Origin of the sequence: Hwangdonia lutea (assembly GCF_032814565.1) — a bacterium.
Taxonomy (GTDB): Bacteria; Bacteroidota; Bacteroidia; order Flavobacteriales; family Flavobacteriaceae; genus Hwangdonia; species Hwangdonia lutea.
On the sequence record NZ_CP136521.1, the window covers coordinates 3,429,877 to 3,447,880 of the forward strand.

19 protein-coding genes and 1 other RNA gene are annotated in these 18,004 nt (G+C 35.3%); 16 read left to right on the top strand and 4 right to left on the bottom strand.

The genetic code is table 11. From position 1 onward, the window contains the following. Positions 1–73 precede the first annotated feature (73 nt). Together RNZ46_RS14710 and RNZ46_RS14715 are read right to left on the bottom strand one after the other, a co-directional pair. A complete protein-coding gene (locus tag RNZ46_RS14710; protein WP_316982928.1) occupies positions 74–706 on the bottom strand; it encodes an acetyltransferase in 633 nt (210 codons plus the stop codon). Between the two features lie 153 nt (positions 707–859). Then, positions 860–1,894, bottom strand: coding sequence for a glutaminyl-peptide cyclotransferase (locus RNZ46_RS14715; protein WP_316982929.1), 1,035 nt, complete (start codon positions 1,892–1,894; stop codon positions 860–862). A gap of 88 nt (positions 1,895–1,982) precedes the next feature. On the opposite strand from RNZ46_RS14715, the gene ffs reads away from it, so the two are divergent. Both ffs and RNZ46_RS14725 read left to right on the top strand, forming a co-directional pair. Continuing rightward, an RNA gene (ffs, locus tag RNZ46_RS14720) (signal recognition particle sRNA small type) lies at positions 1,983–2,081 on the top strand. A 153-nt stretch (positions 2,082–2,234) separates the two neighbouring features. Further along, positions 2,235–3,038: an SDR family oxidoreductase gene (locus RNZ46_RS14725; RefSeq protein WP_316982930.1), complete on the top strand. Its 804-nt coding sequence runs from the start codon at positions 2,235–2,237 to the stop codon at positions 3,036–3,038. Between the two features lie 719 nt (positions 3,039–3,757). Here RNZ46_RS14725 and RNZ46_RS14730 read toward each other — a convergent pair. Beyond that, positions 3,758–6,226: a TonB-dependent receptor gene (locus tag RNZ46_RS14730; protein WP_316982931.1), complete on the bottom strand. Its 2,469-nt coding sequence runs from the start codon at positions 6,224–6,226 to the stop codon at positions 3,758–3,760. 106 nt (positions 6,227–6,332) lie between these two features. On the opposite strand from RNZ46_RS14730, the gene RNZ46_RS14735 reads away from it, so the two are divergent. Beyond that, positions 6,333–6,695, top strand: coding sequence for a CoA-binding protein (locus tag RNZ46_RS14735; RefSeq protein ID WP_316982932.1), 363 nt, complete (start codon positions 6,333–6,335; stop codon positions 6,693–6,695). On the opposite strand, the gene RNZ46_RS14740 is transcribed toward RNZ46_RS14735, so the two are convergent. Continuing rightward, a complete protein-coding gene (locus RNZ46_RS14740) occupies positions 6,666–8,126 on the bottom strand; it encodes a sodium:solute symporter (protein ID WP_316982933.1) in 1,461 nt (486 codons plus the stop codon). The two genes, RNZ46_RS14735 and RNZ46_RS14740, sit on opposite strands and share 30 nt — an antisense overlap. Positions 8,127–8,209: 83 nt before the next feature. Between RNZ46_RS14740 and recR the strand changes: the two genes are divergently transcribed. The 13 genes from recR to RNZ46_RS14805 all read left to right on the top strand — a co-directional run bounded on the left by recR (position 8,210) and on the right by RNZ46_RS14805 (position 17,980). Continuing rightward, positions 8,210–8,827: a recombination mediator RecR gene (gene recR / locus RNZ46_RS14745; RefSeq protein ID WP_316982934.1), complete on the top strand. Its 618-nt coding sequence runs from the start codon at positions 8,210–8,212 to the stop codon at positions 8,825–8,827. A gap of 6 nt (positions 8,828–8,833) precedes the next feature. Further along, positions 8,834–9,937 (top strand): glycosyltransferase family 2 protein, encoded by a 1,104-nt coding sequence (locus tag RNZ46_RS14750; RefSeq protein ID WP_316982935.1) that lies wholly within the window; start codon positions 8,834–8,836, stop codon positions 9,935–9,937. 82 nt (positions 9,938–10,019) lie between these two features. Further along, positions 10,020–11,336: a dihydrolipoamide acetyltransferase family protein gene (locus tag RNZ46_RS14755; RefSeq protein WP_316982936.1), complete on the top strand. Its 1,317-nt coding sequence runs from the start codon at positions 10,020–10,022 to the stop codon at positions 11,334–11,336. A 132-nt stretch (positions 11,337–11,468) separates the two neighbouring features. Beyond that, a complete protein-coding gene (locus RNZ46_RS14760) occupies positions 11,469–12,218 on the top strand; it encodes a hypothetical protein (RefSeq protein ID WP_316982937.1) in 750 nt (249 codons plus the stop codon). 3 nt (positions 12,219–12,221) lie between these two features. After that, positions 12,222–12,998: an exonuclease domain-containing protein gene (locus tag RNZ46_RS14765; protein ID WP_316982938.1), complete on the top strand. Its 777-nt coding sequence runs from the start codon at positions 12,222–12,224 to the stop codon at positions 12,996–12,998. A gap of 242 nt (positions 12,999–13,240) precedes the next feature. Next, positions 13,241–13,852 carry a fumarylacetoacetate hydrolase family protein gene (locus tag RNZ46_RS14770; RefSeq protein ID WP_316982939.1) on the top strand — a complete coding sequence of 204 codons (612 nt, stop codon included), beginning with the start codon at positions 13,241–13,243 and terminating at the stop codon, positions 13,850–13,852. Positions 13,853–13,854: 2 nt separating this feature from the next. Further along, complete coding sequence (locus RNZ46_RS14775; RefSeq protein ID WP_316982940.1) at positions 13,855–14,196, top strand: Hpt domain-containing protein; 342 nt, start codon at positions 13,855–13,857, stop codon at positions 14,194–14,196. Further along, positions 14,196–15,449, top strand: coding sequence for a competence/damage-inducible protein A (locus tag RNZ46_RS14780; protein ID WP_316982941.1), 1,254 nt, complete (start codon positions 14,196–14,198; stop codon positions 15,447–15,449). The genes RNZ46_RS14775 and RNZ46_RS14780 overlap by 1 nt, the downstream gene beginning before the upstream one ends. Before the next feature lie 80 nt (positions 15,450–15,529). Continuing rightward, the gene (rpmB, locus tag RNZ46_RS14785; protein WP_316982942.1) at positions 15,530–15,766 is read left to right on the top strand and encodes a 50S ribosomal protein L28; all 237 of its coding nucleotides are present in this window, start codon (positions 15,530–15,532) and stop codon (positions 15,764–15,766) included. A 26-nt stretch (positions 15,767–15,792) separates the two neighbouring features. Next, positions 15,793–15,975: a 50S ribosomal protein L33 gene (rpmG, locus tag RNZ46_RS14790; protein WP_099574372.1), complete on the top strand. Its 183-nt coding sequence runs from the start codon at positions 15,793–15,795 to the stop codon at positions 15,973–15,975. A gap of 112 nt (positions 15,976–16,087) precedes the next feature. Next, positions 16,088–16,240 (top strand): DUF4295 domain-containing protein, encoded by a 153-nt coding sequence (locus RNZ46_RS14795; RefSeq protein ID WP_311938106.1) that lies wholly within the window; start codon positions 16,088–16,090, stop codon positions 16,238–16,240. A gap of 277 nt (positions 16,241–16,517) precedes the next feature. After that, positions 16,518–17,471, top strand: a complete 954-nt coding sequence (gene ftsY, locus RNZ46_RS14800; RefSeq protein ID WP_316982943.1) for a signal recognition particle-docking protein FtsY — start codon at positions 16,518–16,520, stop codon at positions 17,469–17,471. Positions 17,472–17,551: 80 nt separating this feature from the next. Then, complete coding sequence (locus RNZ46_RS14805; protein WP_316982944.1) at positions 17,552–17,980, top strand: SRPBCC family protein; 429 nt, start codon at positions 17,552–17,554, stop codon at positions 17,978–17,980. Positions 17,981–18,004: the final 24 nt, after the last annotated feature.

Consider the following 18,004-nt stretch of genomic DNA (forward strand, 5'->3'; position numbering starts at 1 on the left):
TAATTACTAAAAATTAAAAACGCACCGAATAGGTGCGTTTTTAATTTTTAGTAATTCGTTTAACCGCTTTAATTTAAAAATCCGTATTCATTTTTATAACTTTACCAGGATTACCAACTACAATAGAAAAATCCGGAACATCTCTAATTATCACAGCCCCAGCACCAATAACGCACCATTTACCCACTTTAATTTCTGGTATAATTACAGCTCCAGCTCCAACATGGGTGCCTTCTCCAATTTCAACTAAACCACAAAGTGTAGCATTAGGGGATATATGGACGAAATCTTCAATAATATTATCGTGGTCTACACTTGCAAGCGTATTAATTATAACGTGTTTTCCAACCGTTGTATTTGGTTGAATAGCAGCACCGGCATAAACTACTGTACCTTGTCCAATTTTTACACTGGAGTCTATAATTGCCGAGCCATGTATGGCTTTTGAATACTCACTTTTTAAAAATTTTGAAACCTGGTATCTTTGCTTGTTGTCACCTATAGCAATGATAAATGGATCGCCTTTATGCGGAAAACCATTAACCTCTTTCCTTGTGCTTATAATTATCTTATCAAAATTGTGATGACTTAAAGCTGGATCGTCATCAAAAACATCTGTGACAGAAATTCCGTTATGAATTAATATTGATTTAATAATTTGAGCATGCCCTCCTGCACCATATAGTCTAATTTTATTATAATTCACCTTTTAAATTGAATTGTGATTGTTTAAAAATATCTATTATATCATCCATAAAACATGATAATTGTTAGTTGATAAAAAATGAGTTCAAACTAAAAATATTAAAATTAATATTTTAAGCCATTACCGGAGTTGGTGAAATTGCTGAAATGAGAATTATTTCTCAACAATCTCAACCTCAAACAACTTGTCCCAACGTTTGCCTGTTACAAATATGGTTTTGGTTTTTGGATTGAAAGCAATACCGTTTAAAACATCTAATTTATCGTGTTGGGCTACCTTTTTCTTAAGTGATGAAAAATCAATTACACCAACCACAGCGCCGTTTTTTGGGTTTATAATCGCTACACCATTCTTTTGGTAAATGTTAGCGTAAATTTGTCCGTTAATCCATTCCAATTCATTAATACGGCCTATTTTTCCTTTATTAGTATACACTTGAATATAATCTTGCTCCACCAAAGTATCGGGGTTTAGCAGCCATATTTTTTCGGTACCATCGCTTTTGTAAATAATGTCATCGTCATTACACAAACCCCAACCTTCTTTACTGTTGCCATATTTAAAGCTGCTTAATTTATCAAATGTGTTAACATCATACACAAACCCGATGTTTTCTTGCCACGTGAGTTGATAAACTTTATTGTTTAAAATGGTTAACCCTTCACCAAAATACTCGTCGGCTAAATTTATATTTTTTAAAACATTACCCGATTTATAATCTACTTTTCTAAGTTTCGATTCTCTGTATTGCCCTGTACTTTCGTAAATGGTGTCGTTATAAAACTCAAGTCCTTGGGTGTACGAAGTAATATCGTGCGGATATTCATTTATAATACGAAAGGTGTAAATTTTGGGTGTCTCATTATTTAAAATCGTAACATTTGTATTTGTTGTTTGCTTTTGGTTATTAAAATACACTGTGGCTTCAACCGTGTGTTTTCCCAACTTATGCCCGTTTAAATCAAACGCTTCACCAATCTTCTTTCCGTCTAAAATATATATAACAGAGTCAATAATATGATTTTTTTTGTTTTCTAAAGAAAGGTTTAAGGTTTCAGATACTGAAATATTACCTTTCTCAGCATTCGTTTTAATAGAAAAATCACTTTTTTTCTGCCCGGAATTAGAGCGGCAAGACACTATGGCTAAGCTTAAAAATATGATTGTGAGTGCTTTGAATGTATTCATTTTATGCTATAAATTTAGACCAAGATATTTATTTAAAAACAGTATAAAAAATTATTGTGAAAATTTTAAAAGGTTGTATCTTTGCAGTCGGCAAGTCCTACACAACCAGCTCCTGTTGAATCCTCCAGGGCGGGAACGCAGCAAAGGTAAATGGTCGTAGCGGTGTGATGTAGGTAGCTTGCCTTTTTTTGTGCTTATTCAAAATCCTTTTCAAATGAAAGGACTTATAAAATACCGATTAAGATTTGTTAGTAGCAATGCTAACAAATCTTTTTTCATTTATGCCCCTTTGTATCGATTTCATTCTTAATTTTACCTTTTTAATTTTTCAAAAGTATTTATGTCTAAAGTTGTTTTAATAACGGGAGGTTCCTCAGGAATAGGGAAGTCAGTTGGCGAGTATTTAACCCAAAAAGGTTTTGTAGTTTATGGCACGAGCCGAAACCCAGAAAACTATAAAAATAGCACTTTCTCTATTTTGAAACTGGATGTTAAAAACAATGATACCATTAGAGAAACCGTAAACACCGTTATTGAAAACGAAGGTAAGTTAGACATCCTTATCAACAATGCTGGTGCGGGCATTACGGGTCCAATTGAAGAAATCCCCGAAGCTGAAATTAAGGCCAATTTCGATACCAATTTTTTTGGGCCCATAAATGTTATTAAAGCGGTATTGCCTCAAATGCGCAAACAGCAATCGGGTTTAATAATAAATATTACCTCTATTGCAGGATATATGGGGTTGCCATATCGCGGTGTTTATAGTGCCAGTAAAGGTGCTTTGGAACTTATAACCGAAGCCTTTAGAATGGAGTTGAAAGGTTTTAACATAAACATGACCAATGTGGCTCCCGGAGATTTTGCCACCAATATAGCGGCAGGCAGATACCACGCGCCACTTTTAGATGATTCGCCCTATAAAAAACCGTACGGTAATACTTTAAAATTAATGAATGAACATGTCGATTCTGGCAGCAACCCCAACATGATGGCAGAGGCAATTTATAAAATTATAAACACAAAACATCCAAAGGGGCATTATAAAGTAGGGGAGTTTATGCAAAAATTTTCTATAGTACTTAAAAGAATCCTTCCCGATAAAGTTTACGAAAAATTATTGATGAATCATTACAAACTTTAAAACCACTTGGGCGTTACCCGAAAAGGGTCGGGCTTTACGTTACAAGTCCTCGCACCAAAAAAGGTGCTGTGGGCTTTCCACTGCAATCCCTAACGCAAAATAAAGAACCCAAAACGTATTGTTTTGGGTTCTTCAACTATTAACCACCATTAATTTGTAATAAATATACAAACTTATATATAAGACGTTAAAACCTATTTTTTATTATATTTTTTAACATCTTTAACAAAATTAAACCCGGGGTTATGCATCCGGGTTTCTATGTTCTATACACCAAGCAATTTACATGTTTTTTTATGACGACTAATACAAATAAAACATACCTTAATAGTTAGTGCTTTTATTTTGACGAAACTCTTTTTAATTCATTACACAGGCAATCAGTGTTTTAACTGTATTTTTTTTGCATAAAAAAACTCGAAATTTAATTTCGAGTTTTCTAATCATACGAATCTTTGATTGACGAAAATGTTATTAAATGAAGGTGACTAACTCTTAAAATAATTATTTTTTCGTGTGATTGTATGTTCATACAACGTATGGTTTTAGTGTTTATTGCATTGATTATCTGTTTTTTAACATTTTTAACATTTTTTATTAAAAGTATTAACAGTTTAACAAACAAAAACCCAAAAGAGAGATCCTTTGGGTTTTCTTATTTAATAACCGTGCAATAACACTAACCATCAACTATCATGCAAGTCATTAAATATTAAATTTTATAGGAAACCACCACCATCAGATTTGGTGTTATCATCACGGTTTTTACGTGATTTAGCACGGTATTTTCCGCCACCAAAACGGTACGATAAACTGGCTTGAACGGTATGGCTTTCCCAGTTAAACTGACCATTTTGTACAAAAGGTTTGGTGCCCTCAAAAGCAAATTTCATGGTATTCAAAACATCGTTAAAATTCAAACTAAATGAGCCTTTGCCTTTTGCAAAACTCACCCGAGAACCCAGATTAATAAAATACATGGGTTTCATATCAAACTGTAGTGTTTTGTTTTTTCCTCTGTAAAAACCAAAAGCGGTAAAAGTTAAGGTTTTGCTCACTCTAAAATTATTAAACATTCTAAAGTTCCAAGCAACGTTGTTAACTTCATCTATGTTGGTTTCAATATCATCAATCGTAGCCGTTTCAATTGGCGCAGTTAAGGTTTCGGCTATACCTTTTTGGGTTTGCGAGTACAAATCGAAACTTCCGTTTATGCTCCACCATTTTGTTGGTCGGTAATTTGAGGATAATTCAATACCGTAAGCCGAGGTATCATCAAAATTGTCATGGGTTAAAATAATACGACCGGAATTTACATCGGTTCTGTCAATAAACAAGGCTCTGTTAATTTCATCTGAAATGAACCTATAAAAAACACCACCGGTTACGCTTCCTTTTCTGTTATTTAAAGTTCTGGTGTAATTAGCTTCAACCGAATTTGTAAACTGTGGACGCAAATCGATATTTCCGAAAGAAGAAATTAGTGGCGTGCTCCATTCTTTAATGGGGTTTACCTGACCAATTCCCGGACGGTCTACACGTCGGCTATAACTAAATTGATACGAATTTTTTTCTGATGGCGAATAAGTAATAAAAGCCGATGGGTAAAACTCGAAATAATCGTTTTTAAACGTCTCGGTACTTGCAGCTTCAGACGATAGTGCTAAGGCATCCTCTTTTACATTTTCTGTACGCAGACCTATTTGATAAGTCCATTTATCAAATTTTTTGCTAAATGTGGCGTAGGCAGAATAAATATCTCGTGTGTAGTCAAAATCATTGTCTGGAGTTGGTCGTAAAACACCTTGCGCGTTTAAAGTTTGACCCGTTGATGAATAGGCGATATCCGAATTAAATAAACGTGCTTGCAGCCCTAATTCTAGCTTTGTGGTTTCAGATAATGGGTTTACATAATCTAAATTTACCGTAGTGCTTTTTCTGTCGGTATTATTAAAATCTTTATAATCGTCGTTTGAACCCAGAAGAAATTTAAAATCTGCCGGTGTATCATCTTCAAAAGTATTGTAATCTACTTCTAACTCAATATTATGTCCATCTTCTGAAAAATCATGCACATAGTTAAAATTGTATTGCGAGGACATGTTATCGCTTTCGGCAAGGAAAACTTGGTGTTGGTCGAACGACGGATTGCTGTAAAACAAAGCTTCGGTTTCACCCTCGGTACTGCTATTGGATGTGTTTTGTGTTGTGAAAAAAGACATGGTGTTCTTGTCATCCAAGTAAAAATCGAGTCCTAATTTATACAAATGCGATTGTCTTTTATCTAAAAACTTAAAGAATTGCTCCGAGTTATTTTCCGGTCTTTCAACATTTCCGCGGTTTCTGTTTTTTGAAATATTGTTGCTGTAACTTCCGTATAAATTGAACTTTCCGTTACGGTAATTCATGTTTAGGGCACTGTTGAATTTAGCTTCTTTTTCATGTCTTAAACCTAAACTTAAATTACCATTAAAACCTATCATGGTGTTTTTATGAAGCACAATGTTTATAATGCCGCTCATGCCTTCGGGATTGTATTTGGCCGAAGGATTGGTGATTAACTCAATAGATTTTATGGCGGTTGACGGGATTTGCTTGAGCAATTGCGCTGTTGGAATATTTGATAATTTACCATCAACCATAACGCGTACATTCTGGTTGCCGCGTAAACTTATATCACCCGTTTGGGCATCGACGCTTACCGATGGAATACCAACCATAAGCTCTGATGCACTGCCTGTTGCTGCTAAATCTTTTCCAATGGTAATTACTTTGCGGTCAACTTTTTGTTGAATGGTGGAGGTTTCTGCCAAAACGGTAACCGCATCCAAACCTTCGGCTTCTTCTTCTAAAAGAATCTCACCAACATCTACCTTGTAATTGCCTTTGCCAATAGTGATGTCTTTGGTAATGGTTTTATATCCTATATATTGGATACTCAATTTAATTTTACCTTCGGCGACTTTATCAATTTCGAAAGTACCATCTTCTAAGGTAATACCGCCAGTTAAAGTTTCGCCTGCTGTATTTTTTATAATAACATTTACGTACGGTAAGGGTTGTTTTAAAGTGGCGTCTAAGACTTTTCCTGAGATTGTACCTGTTTTGTCGGCATCATTTCCAGGGTCTGTGTGTGCTTGTGTGGTTATAGCGAATAGTAGTAAACACGCTAAGAATAAGTTTTTCATTTTGATTGGTTGTTTTTTGATTGATTGATTAAAACTAATACTGTGTAGACGTGTTAATTTAAATTCTGTTACTATATTTAACAAAACTTAACATCTTTTTAACATTATGGGTAAGAAAACACTAGTAATCGGCGCTTCGGTAAAACCAGATAGGTATTCAAATTATGCCATTCAAAAGCTTGTGAATAAAGGGCAAGATGTTGTGGCTTTTGGGATGAAAGAAGGTACCGTTGCGGGAGTAAAAATAGACACACAATTACAACCATACGAGAATATACACACCATTACGTTGTACTTAAACCCCAAACGGCAGGAAGCGTATTATGATTATATCGTGTCTTTAAAGCCCAAGCGCGTCATTTTTAATCCGGGAACCGAAAATTATGAGTTTTATGAAATTTTAAAGAAAAATAATATTAATTATGAAACCGCCTGTACTTTAGTGCTTCTTTCTACTAATCAATATTAAGCCCAAATACGTGATGATGCCGTTGAGAGGTAAAATTTCCCAATGGAATTTATAGGCGCCTAAAACACTTTCGGGTAACGATGTAATAACGAGGCTTAAGGTTATAGATAACAACGCAACAATCCACGCATATTGATCTTTAATTTCACGTTTGGTTAAAATCCCAAAAGCAAATAAACCCAACAGTGGGCCATAGGTGTAAGTGGCAAATTTGAATAAGTTGCTTACCACGTTGCCTTCCAAATTATTAAATACAATAACTACTACTATTAATAATAACGAAACACCCACATGTACTTTTTTACGCAGCGGCTTTTGCTCTGCTTCGGGCCTATCTTCAATATTTAAAAAATCTACCGAAAAAGAGGTGGTTAACGAGGTTAATGCGCTATCTGCGCTACTATAAGCGGCAGCAATTAAGCCAATAAGAAAGGTTATGGATAGGGCAGCACCCAAACCTTGATTCATGGCAATTTCAGGAAATAGTAAATCGGTTCGTGTAATCTCGTTTACCACGGGTATTTGCAAGTTGAATTTATCGGCATAAATAAACAGTAAAGCACCAAGTGATAAAAACGCAAAATTTACCACAATAACCAAAGTAGCCATGGTAAACATGTTTTTCTGGGCGTCTTTTTTGTTTTTACAGGTTAGGTTTTTTTGCATCATATCTTGATCTAAACCCGTCATGGCAATGGCTATAAAAATGCCTCCAATAAAATATTTCCAGAAATAGGTAGTTGCATAAGGGTCATCAAAAAAGAACATTTGGCTTTTTGTCGAAAAGGCTTCCGATTTCAACATACTAAATACCGTAAAATCCAATTTTTGATTAATCAAATAAATACCAACACCCACCGAAACAAGCATCGCCAAGGTTTGTAAGGTATCCGTCCAAATAATTGTTTTTATGCCACCTCTATTGGTGTACAGCCAAATTAATAAAATGGAAACCACAACGGTTATCCAAAACGGTATCCCCAGCTTTTCAAAAACAATATATTGCATCGATAAAGCCACTAAATACAAACGGAATGAAGCTCCGGTCACCCTTGAAAGCAAGAAGAAAAAAGCACCGGTTTTATAACTTACTTTGCCAAATCGTTGCTCTAAATATTGATAAATTGACGTTACATTTAACTTATAATACAGCGGAAGCAATATGAAAATAATAAACAAATAACCCACAAAAAACCCAAAAACCCCTTGCATATAAGCAAACTGCTGTCCGCCAATCATCCCCGGAACCGAAATAAAAGTTACCCCGGAAAGTGATGCACCAATCATTCCGAATGCGACTAAATACCACGGCGATTGTTTTTTGGCCTTGAAAAAAACATCGTTACTATCGTCTTTTCCAGTTAAATAAGATATTATAATAAGTAAGCCAAAATAGGCAGCAATAAGCAGAAGTATTTGTGTTGCAGTCATAAAAATATTTTTCGATTGCCAAATTACGTAAAAGTTGATAAGATTTTAAAACAAGTTCAGAATAAATAGTAAATTCGCAACCTATGGAGTTTTCTTCAAAATTGTTAGAACGGGCTGTAAACGAAATGTCGCAGTTACCAGGAATTGGTAAGCGTACCGCGTTGCGTTTGGTTTTGCATTTATTAAGGCAGCCAAAAGAGCAAACTACGGCGTTATCGCAGGCATTACAGGATATGCGCAACACTATAAAGTTTTGTGAATCTTGCCATAACATTAGCGATTTTAAGCTTTGCGAAATCTGCGCCAACCCCAACAGAAACGAAACCATTATTTGTGTGGTTGAAGATGTAAAAGATGTAATGGCCATTGAAAATACCAGCTCCTTTAAAGGGTTATACCATGTTTTGGGCGGAAAAATATCGCCTATGGATGGTATTGGCCCTCACGATTTGAATATCGAAACCTTAGTAAACAAAGTAAAACAAGGAGTGGTTAAAGAGCTTATTTTCGCGTTAAGTTCAACCATGGAAGGCGATACCACCAATTTTTATATTTATAAACAAATTCAAGATTATAAAGTTGTTACATCAACCATTGCGCGAGGAATTTCGGTTGGTGATGAGTTGGAATATGCCGATGAGATAACCCTAGGAAGAAGTATAGTAAATAGAATACCTTTTGAAACCTCTTTAAAATTATAATTTCATTTGAAACTCTCAGTTGTAATTTTAAACTATAATGTGCGCTACTTTTTAGAACTCTGCTTAAAAAGCGTGCGTGCTGCCGTAGCCGATATTGAAGCAGAAATTATTGTTGTGGATAATAATTCTGAAGACGATAGCTGTAACATGGTAAAAGCAAGGTTTCCGGAGGTAAAACTTATACAAAACCAAGAGAATTTAGGTTTTTCCAAAGGAAATAATATAGGCGTTTCTCAAGCAAAAGGTAAGTATTTGTGCATTTTAAACCCAGATACGGTGGTTGCCGAAGATACGTTTATTAAAATGCTTGATTATGCACAATCAAAAGAAAAACTTGGTATTGTAGGGTGTAAATTAATAAATGGTGCAGGCGAATTTTTGCCCGAAAGCAAACGGAATATTCCATATGTAAATGCCGCTTTTAAAAAATTGTTGGGCAATTCAAAAAGCTATTATGCGAATCATTTAAATGAAAATGAAACCGGGAAAGTCGATGTGCTCGTGGGGGCCTTTATGCTTATAAAACGAGAGGTGTACCATGCGGTAAACGGTTTTGACGAAGATTATTTTATGTACGGCGAAGACATCGATTTGTCATATAAAATGTTAAAGGCTGGTTATCAAAATTATTATTTTGGAGACACAACGGTTATTCATTTTAAAGGCGAAAGTACTTTAAGGGATAAATATTATGTGCGTCGTTTTTATGGTGCTATGCAAATATTCTACATAAAACATTTTAAGAAAAACATGTTGTTTGATATGTTGGTTTGGTTTGGAATAAGGCTGGTTTATATGTTCAGAAAATCACCGGTAAAAAAAACGGTGTCGATTGAAAAATATGTGTTAATTTCCAATCAAATCAATGAAAAGCTTAAATTTGTATTGCAAAAAGAGATAACTTTAAAATCAGATTTAAGTAATATTCAAAAATTTACCGAAGTTATTTTTGATGCCAATACTTTAGGTTACAAAAAGATTATTGAAATGATGGAACAAGGCGTAAACAGCACATCTGTAACCTATAAAATTTTACCGGAAAATGCCAATTTTATATTGGGAAGCAATGATGCTATAAGCAGGGGAGAAGTTATCATTTTAAAACAATGATTTTGTAAATAATTTAAAAAAATCAATCATTTTTTATTAATTTTGCAAACTCAAATTAAAAAATAAGGATTATATTATTGATATGGCAAAGTTTGAACTTAAATTACCGAAAATGGGAGAAAGTGTTGCAGAGGCAACAATAACTGCTTGGTTAAAAGAAGTTGGCGATACTATCGAATTGGATGAAGCGGTTTTGGAAATTGCGACGGATAAAGTAGATAGCGAAGTGCCAAGTGAGGTGGATGGTGTTTTAGTTGAAAAGCGCTTTAATGTTGATGATGTGGTTCAAGTTGGTCAAGTTATTGCAATTATTGAAACCGAAGGTGAAGACGTTTCAGAGGCTGAAACTCCTCAAGTTGAAACTGAAGAACAAACGCCTGCAGCTGTCGAACAAGTAGCGCAAACCGTAACGGCTGCACAAGAAACGGTTGCTCCGGTGAGTTCTAGCGAGGGGCGTTTTTACTCGCCATTGGTAAAAAACATAGCAAAACAAGAAGGCATTACACAAGAAGAATTAGATGCTATTATAGGTTCGGGCAAAGACGGGCGTGTAACTAAAAACGATATTCTTAACTATTTGGAAAACAGGGGGTCTGCTAAAAAAGAAGAGGCGCCAGCTGAAACCCCAAAACCAGTTACAAAAGCTGAACCACAACAAAAAACAGCACCAGCTCCTGTTGTTGCAAGTGGCGAAGACGAAATTATTGAAATGACCAGAATGGGTAAACTCATTGCGCATCATATGGTCGAATCGACGCAAACATCGGCACACGTTCAAAGTTTTATTGAAGCCGATGTGACCAATATCTGGAATTGGAGAAAAAAGGTTAAAGATGGTTTTATGAAACGCGAAGGCGAAAATTTAACCTTTACACCAATCTTTATGGAGGCCATTGCCAAGGCATTACGCGATTTCCCGATGATGAATATTTCATTGCAGGGCGATACTATTGTAAAAAAGAAAAATATTAATCTGGGTATGGCTGCGGCCTTACCGGATGGCAATTTAATTGTACCGGTTATAAAAAATGCCGATCAGCTTAATTTGGTGGGCATGACCAAACAGGTTAACGATTTGGCAAAACGAGCGCGTTTAAACCAATTAAAACCAGACGATATTCAAGGGGGAACGTACACCGTTACCAACGTGGGCACCTTTGGCAGCATTATGGGTACACCCATTATCAATCAGCCACAAGTGGGTATTTTAGCTTTAGGAGCTATTCGTAAAGTGCCCGCGGTTATTGAAACGCCAGAAGGCGATTTTATTGGTATTCGTTACAAAATGTTCCTATCGCATTCTTACGACCATCGTGTGGTAAACGGGGCTTTAGGCGGACAGTTTGTAAAAGCGGTTAAAGATTATTTAGAGGCTTGGGATTCTAACAGAGAAATTTAATTTCACTTTGTACAAAGCCAGTATCTGATTATGGAAATAGTAAAAAAATCAACCCATAAAACGGTTGGTTTTTTGTTTTTTACCCTTTGGCAAGTTTAGTACCTTTATCTTTTGTAAAATAAAAGTTACTTTATGCATTCAAATAATAAAAATAACAACTCAAGTTTTGTAGTCAGTTTATTGGTTATTGTTTTTTTTATTCACAGTTTAAATGCTTTGTCTCAAGTTCGAACAGTTTATGCAGACGAAACCGGCAAGATCATATCTAAAGCGGTTTACCAAAAGAAATTAAAATCGTCTATTTATAGTGGTTTTCTTTATAGAACAGACTCTATAGTTTTAGAAAAATTAAGATTGAAGTATTACTTTGGTAGATTAACTCCAACTGTAAAAACTCAATTTTTTAAGTTCATAAACCATAGACATCAAATAGATACAACCAAATCTCTACTTATTCGTTACGTAGATACTTTAAGAGCGAAATCAGAATATCCAATAAGGAATATATTTATTTTTAACAATCACGAAATTAAAGATTATAGCGTTACATATACGGAGTATATATCAAGAAAAAAAAGTAGCGAAGTGTATTATAGAAGATATAAAAAGAAGTTAGTTAAATTGGACTTCTATGGTCATAACAACGGTCATCCGGAAGTTTATGAAAACTTACGTTGGTACAAAGACTACGGATACTTAATCAAGAAGATTTTTTGTCAATTGAAAAACGATTTAACAACAATTATCATTCATCCCGATGGTGAGTTTTATATAGAATCGACTGAAACAAACTTGCCTTTTACTGATTTGTTTAGGAAAAGAAATTGGTTTAAACACAAAAATAAATTCATTAAAGACATCGAAAAATTAAATATTTTATAATTAATGCAACTAAACCTCACAAAACCCATCTGTTTCTTCGATTTAGAAACCACGGGCATAAATATTACAAAAGACCGTATTGTTGAAATAGCCATACTTAAAGTACACCCTAACGGCAAAGAAGAAAGCAAAACCTGGTTGGTAAACCCGGAGATGCCCATCCCTAAGGAAGTCACGGAAATACATGGCATTTCTGATGCTGATGTGGCAGATAAACCCACGTTTAAAGAACTCGCCAAAGAGATTTACAACCTTATAAAAGATTCCGATTTGGGAGGTTTTAATTCCAATAGATTCGATATTCCGCTTTTAGCCGAAGAAATGTTGCGAGCCGATGTGGATTTCGATATGAAAAACCGTTTGTCTGTCGATGTGCAAACCATTTTCCATAAAATGGAACAGCGTACATTAAGTGCCGCCTACAAATTTTATTGCGATAAAAACTTAGAGGATGCGCATAGTGCCGAAGCCGATACCAATGCGACCTACGAAGTGTTAAAAGCGCAAATAAAAAGGTACGACGAAATAGAAAACGATACTAAATTTTTGGCCGAATTTAGCTCGCGAAAAAAGTTTGCTGATTTTGCTGGTTTTATAACCTATAACAAAAAAGGCGAAGAGTGTTTTTCTTTTGGAAAGCACAAAGGCAAATTAGTTACCGATGTGCTCGAAAAAGAACCCGGATATTTTGGTTGGTTGTTAAATGCCGATTTTCCGTTGTACACCAAAAAAGTGTTAACGGCTATTAAGTTGAAGAGCTTTAACAATAAATTAGATTAAAAAATAGTTGCGGTTTTCAGTTATGCTCACGGACCTTGGCGGGTAGCTGCGTTAGGGATTGCAGAGGAAAGCCCACAGCCCGACGAAGGAGGTGCGAGGACTTGTAACGGAAAGCCCGACATTTTGCGACCCTGCAAGGTTTTGAAAACCTTGTAGGTGTGAGTAAAATGGAACGCCCAAATAAAACACATAAACTTTAAAACTTTGCGTCTTAGCGCTTTTGCGCGATTAAAAAATAAAACATGAAACTAATCTGCATCGGTAGAAATTACACCGAACATATTAAAGAACTGGAAAACGAAAAACCAACGGATCCCGTTGTTTTTCTAAAACCAGATACGGCCATTCTTTTGAAAAAACAGCCCTTTTTTATTCCAGATTTTTCAGATGATGTGCATCACGAAGTCGAAATTTTGGTTAAAATAAATAGGGTAGGGAAGCATATTGATAAAAAATTTGCCCATAAATATTATAAGGAAATCGGACTTGGAATCGATTTTACAGCACGCGATTTACAAAGCCAATTAAAGGCTAAAGGCTTGCCTTGGGAAAAAGCAAAAGCCTTTGATGGTGCTGCCGTGGTGGGTAATTGGCTACCTGTTGAAAGTTTTGAAAATGTAAACGATATAAACTTCTCGTTGCAAAAAAACGGCTCCGTAGTACAGCAAGGCAACACCAGCCACATGCTATGGAAAATTGATGAATTAATAGAATATGTGTCAAAATATTTCACTTTAAAGATTGGAGATATTATCTTTACGGGCACACCAGCGGGAGTTGGCAAAGTTATTGCCAATGATAAATTAGAAGGATTTATAGAAAACAATGCCATGTTTTCAATAAGAGTAAAATAAAAATGGAACAACATTATAAATTATTTAGAGTACGCGAATTGGCCGATAACGACGAGGATTTTGTTAGAACATTGGCCGAAACATTTGTAGAAGAAGTGTCTGAAGATGCAGAACGACTTAAAAATGCTGTGGCCGAAAAAGACTATCAAGAAGCCTATCAAGCGGCTCATAAAATGAAACCAACGATAGATTTATTTGAACTTGGTATTCTTGACGATTTAATTGAGGTTCAAGATTGGGGAAAATTCACGAAAACCGATATGGATATTACCGAAAAACTAGATATTGTAATTACGGCGGTAGACAAGGCTTTGGTGGAAATAAAATCGGATTTTAATCTGTAATGCAGGCTGAAATTATTACCATTGGTGATGAGCTGCTCATAGGGCAGGTTATAGACACCAATTCTGCATATATTTCTAAACAGCTTAATAAAATTGGGGTTTCGGTTTATCAAATGACTTCGATTCAAGATGATAAAGCACATATTCTACAAGCTTTAAAAGAGGCTGAAGAAAAAGCAGACATTATTATTCTTACCGGCGGATTGGGGCCAACAAAAGACGATATTACCAAAAATACCCTTGCCGAATATTTTAACGACACTTTGGTTCGTGATGCTTCCGTATTAAAAAACATTGAGCGTCTCTGGGAAAAAAAAATTAATCAACCGCTTAAGCAGGTTAATATAGACCAGGCTTTGATACCATCAAAAGCATCGGTTTTAATGAATAAATACGGTAGCGCTCCAGGGATGTGGATGGCAAAAAAAGGAAAGGTTTTTATTTCACTTCCGGGTGTGCCTTTTGAGATGAAAGCTATTATGGAACATGAGGTGCTTCCTAAGTTAAAAGCCACTTTTAAATGCCCGTTTATTTTACACACAACCCTGTTGGTTTATGGCGTTGGCGAAAGTTCGCTAGCTGAAAGAATTGAAGATTGGGAAGATGCCTTGCCAAAACACATCAGGCTCGCGTATTTACCAAATTTAGGCAAAGTGAGGTTGCGCTTAACGGCAAAAGGGTTTGATGAACAACTAATAAAAAACGAGGTACAGCAGCAAATAGACAGCTTACTACCTTTAATTAAAAATGAATTTTTTGGTTTTGAAGAAGCTGAATCGTCCATTGAAATCGTTTTAGGAAAGCAATTAGTAAAATTAGGAAAAACACTTGCCGTAGCCGAAAGTTGTACCGGAGGTAAAATAGCCGAACAGATTACGGCAAATGCCGGTGCTTCAGCTTATTTTAAAGGAGGATTGGTAACCTATGCCACCCAATCTAAAATTGATGTTTTGGGTGTCTCAAAAGCTATCATAGATGCACATTCCGTGGTAAGCGCTCAGGTTGCCGAGGCCATGGCTAAAAATGCTTTACAATTATTTAATGCCGATTATGCCATAGCAACTACTGGAAATGCGGGACCGGAAAAAGGCGACTCCAATGCCGAGGTTGGTACGGTTTTTATAGCCATAGCCACAAAAACACATGTTTTTTCCGAAGTATTTAACCTGGGAAACCATCGTGTAAAAGTGATAAATAAAGCCGTAAATAAAGCCTTCGAAATGCTTCAAAAAGAAATTTTAAAAAATAGATAAAAAATAGGTTGTCATAATATAAAGTATTTGTATATTTGCACCTCGAATTTAAGCAACAAAAAAAATTAAAGTTATAAATAATGTCAAGAGTTTGTGAACTTACAGGAAAGAAGGCAATGGTTGGAAACAACGTGTCTCATGCATTAAATAGAACTAAACGCAAATTTAATGCGAATTTAGTGAAAAAACGTTTTTACATTCCAGAAGAAGATAACTGGGTAACTTTAAAAGTTTCTACTTCTGCTTTAAAAACAATTAATAAAATTGGTATTTCTGCAGCAATTAAGGAAGCAAGAGCTAAAGGGTTTTATAAATAATAGCTGTATTTAATAAGTAAAAAGACATGGCAAAAAAAGGCAACAGAATACAAGTAATATTAGAATGTACAGAGCATAAAGAGTCTGGTCAACCAGGAACTTCACGTTACATTACTACAAAAAACAAGAAAAATACGCCAGAAAGAATGGAGATTAAAAAATTTAATCCAATTCTTAAACGTATGACAGTTCATAAAGAAATTAAATAATTAGAAATTTATTAAGGAAATTTCAAATAACTTAAATTAGAAATTTTAAAGGAAATTTCAAATAACACAAATTAGAAATTTATTTAAAAAATTTCAAAACGCATAAGTAGTCATGGCAAAAAAATCAGTAGCATCATTACAAACAGGATCAAAAAGATTAACAAAAGCAATAAAAATGGTTAAGTCTCCAAAAACAGGAGCTTACATGTTTGTTGAGTCTATTATGGCTCCAGAATTTGTAAACGACTTTTTAAACAAAAAGTAAAACCGCATTACATAATATTTTTTAAAAACTGCTTTCATTTTCTGGAAGCAGTTTTTTTATGCTTATATTTTAGTAAATTTACTGCCATATTTGCAGTAAACAAATGTGGTGCGAAAATTGACAATAAGCATTTGGGCGTTACCACAAGGGTCGGGCTTTCGGTAGTCGCTTCCCGATAAAAAAATCGGGAGAGCTTCAACAATACCTCAATCCCTAACGCAAAAGCAGAATTATTTTTGGGCCTAACAACTCAATAACAAGTAAATAAACATTATTAATGAGCTTTTTTAAAAAAATATTTTCATCGGAAAAAAAAGAAACCTTAGACAAAGGACTGGAAAAATCCAAATCCAGCTTTTTCGGTAAACTAAGTAAAGCCGTAGCAGGAAAATCTAAAGTAGACGATGAAGTTTTAGATAATCTGGAAGAAGTTTTGGTATCTTCAGATGTTGGCGTAAATACCACCTTAAAAGTTATAGAACGCATAGAAGCACGCGTTGCTAAAGATAAATACTTGGGTACCGACGAGCTCAATACAATTCTCCGCGAAGAAATTGCGGGCTTATTAAGCGAAACCAATTCTGGCGAAGACACCGAGTTTACTATCCCAAAAGATAAAAAACCGTACGTTATTATGGTAGTAGGCGTAAACGGTGTGGGCAAAACCACCACCATTGGTAAGTTGGCACATCAATTTAAAAAACAAGGATTAAATGTAGTGCTTGGTGCAGCTGATACCTTTAGGGCCGCAGCCATAGACCAACTTCAGGTTTGGGCAGACCGCGTAGATGTGCCTATTGTAAAACAATCGATGGGTAGCGATCCAGCATCGGTGGCTTTTGATACTTTGCAAAGTGCCGTAAACCAAAATGCCGATGTGGTTATTATTGATACCGCTGGCCGTTTGCACAATAAAGTAAACCTAATGAACGAGCTCACCAAAGTAAAACGTGTGATGCAAAAAGTGGTTGACGATACACCAAACGACGTATTATTGGTTTTAGATGGCTCCACAGGACAAAACGCTTTTGAACAAGCCAAACAGTTTACTGCAGCCACAGAGGTAACAAGTTTAGCGGTTACAAAATTGGATGGTACCGCAAAAGGCGGCGTTGTTATTGGAATTTCAGATCAGTTTAAAATACCCGTAAAATACATTGGCGTTGGCGAAGGCATTGACGATTTACAGGTTTTTAATAAGTTTGAGTTTGTGGATTCGTTTTTCAAGTAATCTCTATTGTCATTCCCGCGAATCCCGATAGCTATCGGGAGGGAATCTTCCAATAGATTTTTTTTCGTAATTTTAGAATTATGGGTTATTCTATTTTTCATAACCTTCAAATTAAAGCATCTTCTAAAGATGTGTTCGATGCGGTGTCTCAACCAGAGCATCTCAATAATTGGTGGACTTTAAAATCTTCAGGAAAACCAGAATTAAATTCAGAATACAACTTAAATTTTACTGATGATTACAATTGGTTCTGCAAGGTTTCAAAAGTAATAAACAACGCGTCATTTCATTTAAAAATGACAGAGGCCGATAAAGATTGGGAGCCAACCACTTTTGGTTTCAATTTGGAGCAAACCGAAAACGGAACCTTGGTGAAGTTTAGTCACGTAAATTGGCCGGAAAACAACCATCATTTTAAACACTCTTCATTTTGTTGGGCCATGTTGCTAAACGGACTAAAAAATTATTTGGAAAAAGGAGTTATAGTCCCTTTTGAAGATAGAAATTAAGTAATTAAATTAATTAGTATTTTA